This window comes from Bradyrhizobium sp. USDA 3311 (genome assembly GCF_054062495.1).
The window spans coordinates 7,476,964-7,491,642 of sequence record NZ_JBSSFI010000001.1; the positions used below are offsets into that span (position 1 = coordinate 7,476,964).

Consider the following 14,679-nt stretch of genomic DNA (forward strand, 5'->3'; position numbering starts at 1 on the left):
CTATTCGCTCCGGCTCGCCAGCGCATTCACGGCCGCAACGGTGATCGCGGAACCGCCAAGGCGGCCCTCGACCGTCAACGCCGGCACCGGCGGATCGGCCATCAGCGCGGCCTTGGATTCGGCCGCGCCGACGAAGCCGACCGGACAGCCGATGATCACCGCCGGCCGCGGGCAGTCGCGGTCCTCCAGCATGTTGAGGAGATGGAACAGCGCGGTCGGCGCGTTGCCGATCGCGACGATCGCGCCGGCGAGATGCGGCCGCCACAGCTCCAGCGCCGCGGCCGAGCGGGTGTTGCGCATGGATTGCGCCAGCGCCGGGACCGCGGCATCGCCGAGGGTGCAGATGACGGCATTGGCCGCCGGAAGTCTAGCGCGCGTAATGCCCTCGGAGACCATGCGCGCATCGCACAGGATCGGCGCCCCCTTCTGCAACGCTACGCGCGCGGCGGTCGCCATGCCTGATGTGAAGCGGATATGCGCTTCCAGGCCCACCATGCCGGCGGCATGGATCATCCGCACGACGACCGGTTCCTCATCGGGCGTGAAGCGGGCAAGATCGGCCTCGGCGCGGATGGTCGCAAAGGATTGCCGGTAGATCGCCGCGCCGTCGGTCTCGTAGACATGCGGCATCAGTGCCCTCCCATCAGCATGGAGGGATTGCCGACGATGTCATCGCGGTTCAAGCCGCGCAGGATGGGCTCGTCGCGCGTCGACCCCCCGCGCACGAGATCGAAGCCGGCGCCGGTCGCGACCAGCGTGATCGCGGCCGCACCAGAATGAGCGCAGCCCTTGGCGCAGCCGGAGACGTGAAGTCGTGCGGCCGCGCCGATGTTCGGCGCGAGCGCTGCCGCCAACGCGCGGGTATCGGCATGCGCCTCGCGGCAACGCGGCGCGCCGCTGCAGGCGATGACACGCAGCGCCGGATCGTAGGCCTCGGTGATGAGGCCGGGCGTGGACGGCATGGTCCGCTTGCCCTCGCTCAGAACCATCCGCCACGGCGTCATGCGCAGGGCATGTCCGCAGCCGGCGAACTGGCTGAGCGTCGCATGCGGCATTTGCCCGAAGGCGACGCCGACCATCGCGCCCTGCGGATAAAGACCGGGGCGCGCCGCAGCCATGATCGGCACCGGCTCGGCCTCCCCGCGCAACGCGTCAGGCAGGGCTGCGCCAGCGGCAAGATGCGCCGCCATCCGCCCTCGCCCGTCCCGGGCACCGCCTGATGTCACGAACCAGGTTGCGAGCGCGAGGGCGGCGGTCACAGCCTCGCCGCGTCCGACGGAACGGCCGAGGCTGGCGCCATTGGCCCGCACCAGCAGTCCGCCGGCGCCATCACGCTCGATCCGCACATCCGCGGAATCGCCGGCGAGCACGCGCGAAGTGCCGTCATCGATGGCAAAGCCGAATTTCGTCGGAAGCGCGAGCACGCTATTCTCGAGCGCCTCCTCGAGCTCGGCGGCAAGCGCCTGGGTCTCGTCGCCCGTGCGCCAGAACGGCGTCACCAGGATGTTGCGCCGGGATTCGGTGTCGGCGTCGGGATCGAGCAGCGCCAGTTGCGAAAGACCGTCGAGCAGCAGCCGGTGGCTGCCTTCGCTGACGCCTCTGATCTGGAGATTGGCGCGGCTGGTGACATCGATCAGGCCGTTGCCATGGCGTTCGGCCAGACGCGCCAGTCCGGAGATCTGCGCCGCATCGAGCCGGCCGCCGAACGGGCGCACGCGGACCACGAGCCCGTCGCCCGATTGCATCGGCCGCAGCGCGCCGGGGCACCAGCCCTTGACCCTGGCCGCGCTCATGACGCCTCCCGCAACGCTGCCGCGATCGAATTGCGACGCGTTCGCCAGAGTGAGGCCTCATGCAGACGGGTGAAGCACGTCTCCATCGCGGCGAGCGCCGCGGAATTCTCGCGGGCCATGAAGGCGCGGACGTCGTCGTTGCCGAGCGTCGCATCGTAGTAGAGATCGAACAGATGCGGCGGCACGGCGCCGGCCAGATGGGCGAAGGCGGCCATGTGCTCGAGTGTCGCGGTGATCTCGGCGGCGCCGCGAAAACCATGGCGCATCATGCCGGCGATCCAGGCCGGATTGGCCGCGCGCGCGCGGACCACGCGTGAGATTTCCTCCGTCAGCGTGCGCGCATGCGGCTGCTCGGGCCGCGTCGCGTCGAGATGATAGAGCGATGGTCCCGCCGCGCCGAGATGTGCTGCGGCCGCGGCAACGCCGGCTTCATGCGCGGCATAGTCGGCGGCGAGCAGAAGATCGGTTTCCGGCAAGTCCTGGACGTGAACGAAAGCATCGGCCGACGCGAGCCGTTTCTCGATGCCGGCGCGATCGGGCTTGATCTCGCCGTCGGCGGAGAACGCCCAGGACGACGCCGACAGCCAGGCCTCGCCGGCCGCATCGCGCGTCTCCGCCGTGAAGGCATCAGGGATCGCCGAGAGGCCGACGCCGTATTGCCCGGGACGCGGCGCGAACACGCGGGACGCACGGTGTCGGTACGGATTCTCGTAGCCCTCCTCCTCGCGCGCGGCGAGCGCCTCGGCCGCCGCCTCGAACAACTGGGCGAGGCCGGAGAAGACATCGCGGAACAGGCCCGACAGCCGCAGCGTGACGTCGATGCGGGGACGGCCGAGCTCGGCCGGCGCGATGATGTCATAGCCGGTGACGCGGCCGGAGGCGCGATCCCAGCGCGGCGCAAGTCCCGCCAGATGCAGCGCCATCGCGAATTCCTCGCCGGCGGTGCGCATCGTCGCCGAGCCCCAGAGATCAACCACGAGGCCTTTCGGCCAGTCGCCGTGATCCTGCAAATGGCGGCGAAGCAGCTCTTCCGCGAGCTTGATGCCTTGCGCATGCGCCGACGGCGTCGGCACGGCGCGCGGATCGACGGCAAAGAGATTGCGTCCCGTCGGCAGAACGTCCTGGCGCCCGCGATAGGGCGAGCCCGACGGCCCCGGCGCAATGCGCCGGCCCGCAAGTGCGGCGCGCAGCGCGTCCCGCTCCGCTTCGCCGCAGGCGCCGCGGCCGAACACGTGCAGGCCGTCGCCGAACTGGCTTTCCTTGAGATCGCAGACGAAGCGGTCGATCCGCGGGATCGCTTCGGCTGGCGCTGCCGATGCATCGAGGCCGAGATCGTCCTCCAGTCCGGCCACGCGGGCTTCGTCCCGGATCGCGGCGATCAGCCGCTGGCGGCGGGCGGGATCGAGACCATCGGCCGTCGAATATTCGTCGAGGAGCTGTTCGAGCCTGCGCAGGCCATCCGGCACGGCGGACTTTTCGAGCGGCGGCGGCAGGTGGCCGATGGTGACGGCACCGATGCGCCGCTTGGCCTGCGCGGCCTCGCCGGGATCGTTGACGATGAAGGGATAGATGACAGGGAGGTCACCGATCAGGGCTTCCGGCCAGCAGCTCGATGACAGCGCCACGGATTTTCCCGGCAGCCATTCCAGCGTGCCATGCGCGCCCATGTGAACGACAGCATCGCAGCCCTGCTGGCGGAGCCAGAGATAGAACGCGACATAGGCATGGCGCGGCGTGCGGGCGAGATCGTGATAGTCGGCGTCGCGCGTGGTTGCATCGCCGCGTTCCGGCTGAACCGCGATGATCGACTTGCCGCATTGGATTGCGGCGAAGTGGAACGCGCCGCCGCGGCAGCTCGGATCGCTCTCCGGCGCGCCCCAGGCTTGCGCGAGATCATCCGGCAAGGATTGCGGAAGACGCGAGAGCGCCGCGCTGTATTCGGCGACGCTCCAGGTGAGTTGCCGCCTCAGCAGCGTCTCACCGAGAGCCTGGACCGGCACGGCATCGAGGCCGGTCCCCGCAAGATCGGACATCAAGGCTTCGACCGAGGCCAACGCGTCAAGACCCACTGCGTGCGCGATCTGGTGCGGGCGGCCCGGATAGTTGGACAGCACGATCGCCAGCCGCTTCTCGCCGGCCGGCTTCACCACGAGCTTCTGCCAGGCCGCGACGCGCGCGGCGATAGCCTTCACGCGCCCTGGATCCGGGCGATGGGCCAGATGCGCGAATTGCAGGTCGGGATCACGTTCCGCAGCCGACTTGAAACTCACCACCCCCGCAAACAGGCGGCCGTCGACTTCGGGCAGCACCACATGCATCGCGAGGTCGCCGGGCGACAGGCCGCGCAGCGATTCCGCCCAGTCCTCGCGCCGCGCGGTGGAGAGCGCGACCTGGAACACGGGACACGATGCCGCATCGAACGGTGTCGTGCCGTCGTCGCCGACCGCGGAGAACGCGGTCGCATTGACGATCGCGGCCGGAGGATTTTCCACGAGCTGGAGCCGCAGCCAGTCCGCGACGCCCGCGGCCTTCAGCGAGGTGACGAACACGCCATAGGCGTCAAATCCCTTCTCGCGCAGCGTGGCAATCAGCGCATCGACCGGGCCGGTGTCCGCGGCGGTCAGGTACGACCGATAAAACGTCACCAGCGCGCGAGGCTTGCCCTCGCCGGCGGTCGGCACGGCGATGACACCGCGCGCGGGCTCGTAAAAGCCCATCTCGGGCACGGTCGTCTCGCCGACGACCGGACCGGCATAGAGGCCCGAGGCCAGCGCAAGTTGTGCGATCGCGGCCTGCGCTGCGACCGGACCGCCGGTGTCGCAGAGCACCTTGAGCCGGCGCAGCGTCGAGACCGGCAGAGTTGAGTATGCATCGAGCCGCGTGTCGTCGCGGCCGTCGGCCGGCAGCACGGCGAGCACGATACCGCGCGCCTGCGCGAGTTGCTGGAGAGCCGCGAGACCGTAGGGCCAATAGGACTCGCCGCCGATCAGGCGGACCAGAATGCCGCGTGCCTGGGCCAGCGTGCGCTCGATGTAGGTGTCGATCGAAAGCGGATGACGCAGTTCGGCGAGATTGGCGAGCCGCAGCGACGGCAGGCTGTCGCGGCCACGCCGCCAGCCGGCCGCGAACGCGGCAAGATCGGAATCCGAATACGAGAGCACCACGAGATCGGCCGGGTCCTGGCCGATGTCCCTTGGCGTCGCGGTCTCCTCGAGACCGCGGCTCTCGCGGAAGACGACGTGCATCAGATGCCAGATCCTGAAAGACCAAGTCCCGCTCTTATCGCGGCCTCGTCGATATCGCCGTGCTCGCCGATCACGACGAGCTTTGACTGCCGCGCGAGCGCGCCCCAGGGCTTGTCGAACTGGTGACGCACGCGCTCGCCGACGGCCTGGAGCAGCAGGCGCATCGGCTTGCCCGCGACCGCGATGTAACCCTTGGCACGCAGCACGTTCTGCTCGCGCGCCAGGCGCTGAACCGAGGCGACCAGCGCATCGACGTCGCCGACTTCCGGAAGATCGATCACGACGGACGCAAAATCGTCGTGCTCATGCTCCTCCTCGCCGTCGTGATGCGACGGGCGCGCGGCAAGATCATTCTCGGCGGCGGCACCGAGACCGAGGATGACGCGCGCATCGATCGCGCCGTCGGTAACGGCAAGCATCGGCACGCGGCGCGGCATCTCGGCGGTGATGGCAGCCTTGGCCGCTTCGAGTCCCGCCGGGCCGGCAAGATCGGCCTTGGTCAGCAGCACGATGTCGGCGCAGGCGATCTGGTCCTCGAACACTTCCGACAGCGGCGTCTCGTGATCGAGATTTTCGTCCGCCGCCCGCTGCGCTTCCACTGCGGCCGGGTCCGGCGCGAAACGGCCGGCGGCGACGGCCTCGGCATCGGCCAGCGCGATCACACCGTCAACGGTGATGCGCGAACGGATCTCCGGCCAGTCGAACGCCCTAAGCAAGGGCTTGGGCAGCGCCAGGCCCGAGGTCTCGATCAGGATGTGATCGGGCCTCACCGGCCGCGCCAGCAACAGCTCCATGGTCGGGATGAAATCGTCGGCAACGGTGCAGCAGATGCAGCCATTGGCGAGCTCGACGATGTTTTCCTCCGGGCAATTGGCATCGGCGCAGGACTTCAGAATCTGGCCGTCGACGCCCTCGCTGCCGAACTCGTTGACGAGCACCGCGAGCTTCTTGCCGTTGGGGTTGGCGAGCAAATGCTGGATCAGCGTCGTCTTGCCGGAGCCGAGAAAGCCGGTGACCACCGTGACCGGGACTTTTGCGAGCGAGTTCATTCGGCGGCCTCCGGCACGACAGCAATGGGGGGAATGCGCGCAAGTGACTGCTTGCGGAAGATCTCGGGACGGCTGCGCCAGGGCACGAGGCCGTCGGGCGCGGCCGCATAGGCGGCGGCGCCTGCGATCACGTCGCGCGCGTTGGCATCCGACAGGCGGCCATAGACATAGGACCAGCGGCCGGGCGCACTGAGCGCGACCGAGCAGCCCTGGCTGCATGCGGACAGGCATTCAACGGGAACCACATTGACGCCATCGGGCACGCCGGCGTCGACGATCGCACCGTGAAGGCGCTTGCCCGGCGTGACTTCGCCCTCGCCAAGCGTCTCGCCGGCACGGCAGGTAATGCAGACGTGAAGTGTGACGGTCATCGCCTCTTCCAGAATAAACAGCGGGAGGCGAAGAGGCCCACGAACCGGTCTTGCGAGGGTCCGTTTCCCCGTCGCGGAACACCCCGTCCGCCGGTCCAAAAATCGTCCGCGCTGGCAGGTCTCCCGGCTTGCGGAGCAGGGTCTTGCCCTTCGATCCCCGCCTTCCCGATCCCGTTAGGGATCAGTGGCCTCGGGCATCTCTCCGGTCACGGTCGCGGGGGCGGCTGCATTTTGGACCCAAATCTTGCCGATTCGGACCCTATCGCATTCCCTCTTCGCCTGTCATAGGACAGGAACCAACGCCGGGCCACCATTTGCCCCTGGCCGCCTCTTGTCAAGCCGAAGGACCCCGTCCGATGACGCCTGAACCGGATACCCAAACGGCCGAGGAAACCGACGCCCGCCACGCCGCGAAAATGGCGAAGAAGAAGGCCGCCCGCGACAAGATCATGGCGACCAAGAGCGGCGAGAAGGGCCTCATCATCGTCCATACCGGCGCCGGCAAGGGCAAGTCCTCCTCCGCCTTCGGCATGATCGTGCGCTGCGTCGCCCATGGCTTCCCCTGCGCGGTCGTGCAGTTCATCAAGGGCGCCTGGGATACAGGCGAGCGGCGCCTGCTCACCGGCCATTTCGGCGATCTCTGCCAGTTCCACGCGATGGGCGAAGGTTTCACCTGGGAGACGCAGGACCGCGCCCGCGACATCGCCGCTGCGCGCGCCGGCTGGGAGAAGGCCAAGGAGCTGATCCTGGATTCGAACCTGCGCATGGTCGTGCTCGACGAGATCAACATCGCGCTGCGTTACGACTATCTCGATATCGCTGAGGTCGTCGAGTTCCTGACGACGCAAAAGCCTGCGATGACACATGTCGTGCTCACCGGGCGCAATGCCAAGGACGAGCTGATCGAGATCGCCGACCTCGTCACCGAGATGACGCTGGTCAAGCATCCGTTCCGCTCCGGCATCAAGGCGCAAGCCGGCGTCGAGTTCTGAAGACACACGCGATGGCGCGCGCATTGATGATCCAGGGGGCCGGCTCGGACGTGGGCAAGTCGCTCATCGTCGCCGGCCTTGCGCGCGCCTTCACGCGGCGTGGGCTGCGCGTGCTTCCCTTCAAGCCGCAGAACATGTCGAACAATGCCGCCGTGACCGTCGACGGCGGCGAGATCGGCCGCGCCCAAGCACTGCAAGCCCTCGCCGCCGGCGTCGAGCCGCACACCGACATGAACCCGGTGCTCCTGAAGCCCGAGACCGATGTCGGCGCGCAGGTCGTTGTCCACGGCAAACGCATCAAGACCGCGCGGGCGCGCGAATACGCGGCGATGAAACCGTCATTGATGGGCGCGGTGCTGGAGAGCTTTGAGCGGCTGAAGGCGCGCGCCGATCTCGTGCTGGTCGAAGGCGCCGGCAGCCCCGCCGAGGTCAATTTGCGCAAGGCCGACATCGCCAACATGGGTTTTGCGCGCAAGGCCGACGTGCCCGTCGTGCTGATCGGCGATATCGACCGTGGCGGCGTCATCGCCCAGCTCGTCGGCATCAAGACGGTGATCGACCCCGACGATGCCGCGATGATCCAGGGTTTTGTCATCAACAAATTTCGCGGCGATCCCACGCTGTTCGATGACGGCTACAAGCTGATCGAAGCAAAGACCGCCTGGCGCGGTTTTGGTGTGCTGCCCTGGTTTGCGCGCGCCGGCGAGCTGCCCGCCGAGGACGCGCTGGGCCTGAGTGATGCGCGAAAGCCGGGCCAATGCAAGATCGCTTGCCTTGCGCTGTCGCGGATCGCCAATTTCGACGATCTCGATCCGCTCAAGCTCGAGGCGGGCGTCGATCTCGTCATGGTGCGGCCGGGTGAAGCGATCCCTGGCGATGTGCGTCTCGTCATCATCCCCGGCTCCAAATCCACCCGCGGCGACCTCGCCTTCCTGCGCGCGCAGGGCTGGGACATTGATCTCCTGGCGCATTATCGCCGCGGCGGCCACGTGCTCGGCCTCTGCGGCGGCTATCAGATGCTCGGACGCAGCGTTGCCGATCCCGACGGGATCGAAGGCCCTGCCGGCGACACGCCGGGCCTCGGACTCCTGGATGTCGAAACGGTGATGAGTCCGCAGAAGACGCTGACGCGGGTTGCGGCCGTGCATGCGGCGACCGACCAGCCGATCGAGGCCTACGAAATCCACATCGGCCGCACCGACGGGCCCGATCGCGCCCGTCCGTTCGCCAAACTGAATGGCGAGCCTGATGGCGCAATCTCCAGCGATGGCCGCGTACAGGGTAGCTATTTGCACGGCCTGTTCACGTCGGATGATTTCCGGAAAGCGTTTTTGACCAAGCTCGACATCCCGGCAGGCGACGAGCCCTATCACAGCAGGGTCGAGAGCGCGCTCGATGCGCTCGCCGATCACATCGAAAAGCATCTCGACGTCGAAGGCCTGCTTTCGCTAGCGCGCTAGGACCTCGGCGAGGCGCGTCCATTCGGGCTCGCTGCCCGGAAGTCCGAGCCGCAGCCATGTCGGCTTCTGCGCGAAGACGCGCGACCAGATCTGGCCGCGCGCGAGCTTCTCCTGCGCGGCCAGCGCATCCGGCGTCTCGTAGAGACGAAACAGCGGCGTGCCGCCAACGAACCGCCAGCCCTGCGCTCGCGCCATGTCGTCGAGACGGGCACAGTCGCGCACAAGCCGCGCTGACGTGGACCCCGCCCAGGCATCATCACGCAATGCGCGGCAGCCGATCGCGATCGCCGCCCCCGAGACCGGCCATGGCCCCGACATCGCCGCAATCCTGGCGATGTCGGCCGCGCTACCGAGTGCAAACCCAAGCCGCAGGCCGGCCAGACCATAAAACTTCCCGAAGGAGCGCAGGATCAGCAGCCCCGGATGATCCGCTTCCGGCGCAAGCGACAGCTGCGGAACGGCGTCGACAAAGCTCTCGTCGATGACGAGACGGCCGACGCGCGGCAGCAGTGCCAGCAAATCCTGCGGCGTATGGCACCGGCCATCGGGGTTGTTGGGGTTGACGACGATGGCGAGATCCGCGCCCACCAGTGCGTCAAGATCGCCGACCTCCAGGACATCCCAGCCCGCAGCCGACAGGACTCCGGCATATTCGTTATAGGTCGGCGCGAGGATGCGGGCGCGGCCGCGCGGCCCAAACTGCGGCAGCAATTGAATTGCGGCTTGCGCGCCGCCCATCGCGACGAGCGCCGCGCTCGTGCGGTAGGCGTGCTGCGCCGCCTGATGCAAGGCATCGATCTCGGCACGCGACGGCAGCGCGCTCCACGCGCGCATGCTCACCTCGCCCGCCGGATAAGGCAGCCGGTTGATCCCCGTCGAGAGATCGATCCAGTCCTCCGCGCGTCCGCCAAAACGCTGCTGGGCCAGATCGAGATTTCCGCCGTGCTCACGCATGTCCCGTTCTTTCACGCGAAGCTGAGGATCGCAAGGAGGCCGGCGAGCAGCAGCATGGCGCGGCGGTAGACCGTCAGTCCCTCGCTGATGTCAGCGGCGAGCGGATCGCGCGCACCTTCGTTCAGCCAGGGCTCGTTCGTGATGCTGCCGTGGTAGATCCGGGGACCGCTGAGCCGCACGCCGAGCGCGCCCGCCATCGCCGCTTCCGGCCAGCCGGCATTGGGCGAGCGATGCCGGCGCGCATCGCGCGTCGTGCACGACAATGCTTCCGCCCTGTGCGGCGCCAGCAGCACGAACAGAAACCCGGTCAGCCGCGCCGGAATGAAATTGGCGACGTCGTCGATCCGCGCCGCCGCCCAGCCAAAGGCTTCGTGTCGCTCGCTGCGATGGCCGATCATGGAGTCCAGCGTGTTGATGGCCTTGTAACCCAAAATGCCGGGCAGACCGAACAGCGCGCCCCAGAACACGGGCGCCACGATGCCGTCGGAGGCGTTCTCCGCAAGACTCTCGATCGCCGCGCGCGCGATGCCGGCTTCATCGAGCGCCGCGGGATCGCGGCCGACGATGCGCGAGACCGCGTCGCGCGCGCCGGCGATGTCGCCGGCCTGCAAAGGTGCGGCAACGGCGGCAACATGATCATGCAGCGAGCGCAGCGCGACCAGCGGCCAGGCCAGGACACCCGCCAGCACGATCTGGATCCAGCCTGAGGGAAGCAAGGACTGAAGCGCCCAACCGAGTGCGGCCGAGACCGCGATCACGAGGAGCGCTCCGGCAATGCCCGCGGCACGGCGCAGCGCCGGCGGATCGGAACCGCGATTCCAGGCGGTGTCGATGGCCGCGATCAGCCGGCCGAGCCAGGTCACGGGATGGCCGATCCGTGCGAACAGCGGGGCCGGCCAGCCCAACAGGGCATCCACCGCCATCGCCACCGCCATCGCACCCGCAAAGCCCACACAAATCTCCCGTCTCGCTCCGCCCCTGTTGCGCAAGACGGCGGCCGAGCGCAAGCCCCTGGCCGCCTGATTTCGGCTTTGTCTTTGGCCCCGTTTGGTGATTAGTGCTGGCCGACAGGAGACTTTTATGGCCGTCATCTTGATCACGGGCGGAGCGCGATCGGGCAAGAGCCGACGTGCGGAGACGCGCACGCAGGCCTTTCCCGGGCGGCCTGTGTACATTGCCACAGCCGAGGCGCTCGACGCCGAAATGGCGGACCGCATCGCAAAGCACCGCGCGCGACGCGGAGCCGACTGGATCGAGCGCGAGGTGCCGCTCGACCTTGTGCAGGCCCTGGTCGAGACCGAGGGCGGCGGCGCGAGGCTGGTCGATTGCCTGACGCTCTGGCTGTCCAACCTGCTGCATTCCGAGCGCGACTGGTCGCGCGAGGTGACGCACCTCGCTGAGGTTCTCCCTCGCTTGCGCAGTCCGGTCATCATGGTCACCAATGAGGTCGGCCTCGGAATCGTGCCCGACAACGCGCTGGCGCGCGCCTATCGCGATGCTGCCGGAATCATGAACCAGACGTTCGCCGGCGTTGCCGACGAGGTCGAGTTCGTGGTCGCCGGACTGCCGATGAAGCTGAAATGATCCCTCGCACCGAAACGATCCGGGACGTCATCGCCGATCTCAGGATCGCGGCGTCGTTCGTCACGCTCCTGCCGGTCGGATCGTCAAAGCCTGCGGCCGACGGCGCCATCGCGCGCGCGACCTGGGCGCTGCCCGTCGCGGGACTGCTGGTCGGACTTGCCGGCGCCTTGATCTACAAGATCTCCAGCCGGCTCGGACTGACGCCGAACCTTGCCGCCCTGCTCGCACTGGCCACGACCGCCCTCATCACCGGCGCGCTGCACGAGGACGGGCTTGCCGATACCGCCGACGGGCTCGGCGGCGGCCGCACGCGCGAGCGCAAGCTCGAGATCATGCGCGACAGCCGCATCGGGACCTATGGCGTCTGCGCACTGATCCTGTCGTTCGGCCTGCGCTGGAGCGCGCTCGCGGCGATCGCCAATCCGTGGCTGGTGACGCTGGCGCTGTGCGCTGCGCATTGCGCAGCCCGCGCGGGCGTGCCGGCGTTCATGTCGCTGGTACCGCCGGCGCGGCCTGACGGCCTGTCGGCAAGCGCCGGAGCGCCGCCGGGCCGCAGCGTCGCCATCGCCTTTGCCGTTGGAACTCTCGTTCTCACCCTCGCACTTGGTCCGGGCAAGGCACTGGTCGGCCTGATCCTGCTGTCGCTCGCAGGCCTGATCCTGGCACGGCTTGCCATCCGCCAGATCGGCGGGCAGACCGGCGACATTCTCGGCGCCTTCGAGCAGACCGGCGAAATCGTGATCCTGCTCGTTGCCGCGGCCTTCCAGATGGGACGATGACCTCATGGTCGAGTTCGACGACACCTTCCGCCAACACTTGCGCGAGCTGTTCGTATGGCGCCGTGACGTGCGCCGCTTTCGCACCGATCCCTTGCCGGACGGCGCGGTGGAACGCCTGATTGAGACGGCCTGTCTTTCCCCGTCGGTCGGCCTCAGCCAACCCTGGCGCTTCGTCATCGTCGACGATGCCGCACGGCGCACTGCCGTGATCGACGATTTCAGGACCTGCAACGGCGACGCGCTGAATGCGTATGCCGGTGAACGCGCCGCGCGCTATGCCACCCTAAAGCTGTCGGGCCTCGAACAGGCCCCCGGCCACCTCGCCGTGTTCGCGGACAAGGCCAGCGACACCGGGCACGGCCTCGGGCGCGCGACCATGCCGGAGACGACCGAGTATTCAGTCGTCGCGGCGATCACCGCAATGTGGCTCGCCGCACGTGCGGAAGGCATTGGCCTCGGCTGGGTGTCGATCCTGCATCCCGATCGCATCCACACTATTCTAGACGTGCCTGATACCTGGAAATTCATCGCCTATCTCTGCATCGGCTATCCGGAAGTCGAATGCGACCAGCCCGAGCTGGAGCAGGCGAAATGGGAGCACCGGCGCAGCGCGAACGAATTCACGCTGCGGCGCTAGGGCGGCGCCCTCCTCCGTCATTGCGAGCGTAGCGAAGCAATCCAGAATCTTGCCGCGGAGGTAGTCTGGATTGCTTCGTCGCAAGAGCTCCTCGCAATGACGACGGAGAGAGAGGCAACCTGCCGCTACGACTTGCTGCCGGCAACCGCCGCCACGGGCGCGGCGCTTTCCTGTTTCTGGAACATCAACAGCGGCCGGAAAATGATGCGGCCATAGGCCTCGTAGTGGTTCTGGGTCGAGACCGCCATCTTCAGCGGCGTCGCGTAGTTTGCCTCAAAGGTCATGAACGGCGCGTAGGTCCAGGAGAAGCCGACGCCGACGGAGCCCAGTTCGGTGACGCCGGGGAATGTCGAATACACCGCACCCCAGTCGGTGAAGATGTAGGTGTCAAAGCCCTTGAGCCATGACGACCAATTGTAGTGCAGCTCGGCGTTGAAATAATAGCCGCTGTCGCCGGACGCCGAGTTGGAGGGATAACCACGCACAGTGGTCGGACCGCCGATCGAGAAGATCTGGTCGCCCGGCAGCAGCTTCTCCTGCGTGTACTGCCAGCTCGCAAGCACGTTGGCGCTGAAATTCGCCGGTCCCGCCGCGCTGGTCGCGATCAACGAGCCGGTATAGGTGTTGAACGCGCGGTTGTTGCCGAGCACGTGGTCCTGCCACGCGATGTAGTTCACCGCCGGCGAGACCGTGATCGAATAGCTGTTGCCGGAATTGGTCACCGAAAATCCGGCCGTGGCCTTGTCGTAATGATCGTCGGTGACGGCGACCGTGGCGAAGCGGCTGACCGTCTTGCCCTCGGTCTCGGCGGCGTTGAACAGCACCAGCCAGTTCTGTGTCACCCAGATCGGCTGGCTGAAATTGATCGCGGCTTGGCTGGAGCGTCCGGTGACGTCGAGCGCGACGAACGGTCCCTGGATGATCTTGATCTTGCCTTCGGTGTAGCTGACGCCGACGCGGCCGCCCCAGGGATTGACCGGAATGCTGTAGGCGGCGTTGCCGTTGAGATTGCCGTCGGAGCGCACGCCATAGAAGGTCAGGCGGTCGTCGACGCCGAACAGGCCGTGGCGCTTGTAGAACGTGCCGCCTTCCCAACGGCCGGTGTTCTCCACGCCCTGGTTGTCGACGAAGAGCTGCAAGGTATCGATCGGCGGCTCGATCACAGCGAACTGCAGATCGGTCAGGCCGAAGCTCGTGCCGGGCTGGAGCAGCGCCTTGATCTGCACATCGTTGGTGCGGTTGAACCAGATCACGTCGCGATTGAGCTTTGGAACGTCGAGGACTTCGCCTTCCGGCTCCTTGACGCGCTGAAGGATGTAGTCGGTGCGAGTCTGCTTGTTGCCTTCGATGGTCGTCTTCTGGAGCCGGCCTTCGGTCAGCTTGATCTTGACCACCCCGCCCTTGGCATCCTGATCGGGCAGCGTCGCGATGCCGGTGACGATGCCGCGCGCGGTGTAGACGGCATTGATGTCGGCGACGAGCTGCAACAGCGAGGCGATGTCGACATCCTTGCCGACATATTTCTTCGCGATCTCGTCGAGCTCCGCGGGCGTGATGAACTTCGACGCGTCAAACTCCACCTTGCGCAGGCGGAATTTCGGCCCGCCCGGTTTCAACAGCTGGGACTTCTCCCGCTCGCCGCCAATCACCGCCGGCCCGTTGATCTTGGGCGGCGCGCTCTGCTGTTCGAGCTGCCGGCGCTGCCGGTCGACGTCGTTCTGGATCACGCCGGGATTGATCGACTGGGAGCGCGCGGAGACAATGCAGCAAGCTGCCAGCCCGACCCCCAATGCTGCCCCCAGGATCCGCATCCCG

General features: G+C 67.4%; 13 protein-coding genes and 1 riboswitch. Of the genes, 5 read left to right on the forward strand and 8 right to left on the reverse strand.

Annotated elements, in window-relative coordinates:
* From ACVWW6_RS35875 to ACVWW6_RS35895, 5 genes are read right to left on the reverse strand one after another with little or no spacing between them, the layout of a single operon-like run.
* Entirely contained in the window at window positions 1-630 is a 630-nt protein-coding gene (locus ACVWW6_RS35875) for a precorrin-8X methylmutase (RefSeq protein WP_456682403.1), read from the reverse strand.
* Entirely contained in the window at window positions 630-1,793 is a 1,164-nt protein-coding gene (gene cobG, locus ACVWW6_RS35880; protein ID WP_456682404.1) for a precorrin-3B synthase, read from the reverse strand. The genes ACVWW6_RS35875 and cobG overlap by 1 nt, the downstream gene beginning before the upstream one ends.
* Window positions 1,790-5,038, reverse strand: a complete 3,249-nt coding sequence (gene cobN / locus ACVWW6_RS35885) for a cobaltochelatase subunit CobN (protein WP_456682405.1) — start codon at window positions 5,036-5,038, stop codon at window positions 1,790-1,792. Before cobN ends, cobG begins: the two co-directional genes overlap by 4 nt.
* Window positions 5,038-6,087 (reverse strand): cobalamin biosynthesis protein CobW, encoded by a 1,050-nt coding sequence (cobW, locus tag ACVWW6_RS35890; protein ID WP_011086046.1) that lies wholly within the window; start codon window positions 6,085-6,087, stop codon window positions 5,038-5,040. The genes cobN and cobW overlap by 1 nt, the downstream gene beginning before the upstream one ends.
* On the reverse strand, window positions 6,084-6,458 hold the full coding sequence (locus tag ACVWW6_RS35895) for a DUF1636 family protein (RefSeq protein WP_060911287.1): 375 nt from the start codon (window positions 6,456-6,458) through the stop codon (window positions 6,084-6,086). The genes cobW and ACVWW6_RS35895 overlap by 4 nt, the downstream gene beginning before the upstream one ends.
* Window positions 6,459-6,554: 96 nt before the next feature.
* Window positions 6,555-6,774, reverse strand: a riboswitch (cobalamin riboswitch).
* 40 nt (window positions 6,775-6,814) lie between these two features.
* On the opposite strand from ACVWW6_RS35895, the gene cobO reads away from it, so the two are divergent.
* Both cobO and ACVWW6_RS35905 read left to right on the forward strand, forming a co-directional pair.
* Complete coding sequence (gene cobO / locus ACVWW6_RS35900) at window positions 6,815-7,450, forward strand: cob(I)yrinic acid a,c-diamide adenosyltransferase (protein ID WP_060911286.1); 636 nt, start codon at window positions 6,815-6,817, stop codon at window positions 7,448-7,450.
* 11 nt (window positions 7,451-7,461) lie between these two features.
* Window positions 7,462-8,910 (forward strand): cobyric acid synthase, encoded by a 1,449-nt coding sequence (locus ACVWW6_RS35905; RefSeq protein ID WP_456682406.1) that lies wholly within the window; start codon window positions 7,462-7,464, stop codon window positions 8,908-8,910.
* On the opposite strand, the gene cobD is transcribed toward ACVWW6_RS35905, so the two are convergent.
* Both cobD and cbiB read right to left on the reverse strand, forming a co-directional pair.
* Window positions 8,899-9,864 (reverse strand): threonine-phosphate decarboxylase CobD, encoded by a 966-nt coding sequence (cobD, locus tag ACVWW6_RS35910; protein WP_456682407.1) that lies wholly within the window; start codon window positions 9,862-9,864, stop codon window positions 8,899-8,901. The genes ACVWW6_RS35905 and cobD overlap by 12 nt on opposite strands.
* Before the next feature lie 11 nt (window positions 9,865-9,875).
* Window positions 9,876-10,817, reverse strand: coding sequence for an adenosylcobinamide-phosphate synthase CbiB (cbiB, locus tag ACVWW6_RS35915; protein WP_456682408.1), 942 nt, complete (start codon window positions 10,815-10,817; stop codon window positions 9,876-9,878).
* A gap of 127 nt (window positions 10,818-10,944) precedes the next feature.
* Here cbiB and cobU point away from each other — a divergent pair, with 127 nt between their 5' ends.
* From cobU to bluB, 3 genes are read left to right on the forward strand one after another with little or no spacing between them, the layout of a single operon-like run.
* Window positions 10,945-11,448, forward strand: coding sequence for a bifunctional adenosylcobinamide kinase/adenosylcobinamide-phosphate guanylyltransferase (cobU, locus tag ACVWW6_RS35920; RefSeq protein ID WP_456682409.1), 504 nt, complete (start codon window positions 10,945-10,947; stop codon window positions 11,446-11,448).
* Window positions 11,445-12,227: an adenosylcobinamide-GDP ribazoletransferase gene (cobS, locus tag ACVWW6_RS35925; protein ID WP_456682410.1), complete on the forward strand. Its 783-nt coding sequence runs from the start codon at window positions 11,445-11,447 to the stop codon at window positions 12,225-12,227. The genes cobU and cobS overlap by 4 nt, the downstream gene beginning before the upstream one ends.
* 4 nt (window positions 12,228-12,231) lie before the next feature.
* On the forward strand, window positions 12,232-12,864 hold the full coding sequence (gene bluB, locus ACVWW6_RS35930) for a 5,6-dimethylbenzimidazole synthase (RefSeq protein WP_011086038.1): 633 nt from the start codon (window positions 12,232-12,234) through the stop codon (window positions 12,862-12,864).
* Window positions 12,865-12,989: 125 nt separating this feature from the next.
* Here bluB and ACVWW6_RS35935 read toward each other — a convergent pair whose 3' ends face one another.
* On the reverse strand, window positions 12,990-14,675 hold the full coding sequence (locus ACVWW6_RS35935) for a ShlB/FhaC/HecB family hemolysin secretion/activation protein (protein ID WP_456682411.1): 1,686 nt from the start codon (window positions 14,673-14,675) through the stop codon (window positions 12,990-12,992).
* Window positions 14,676-14,679 lie beyond the last annotated feature (4 nt).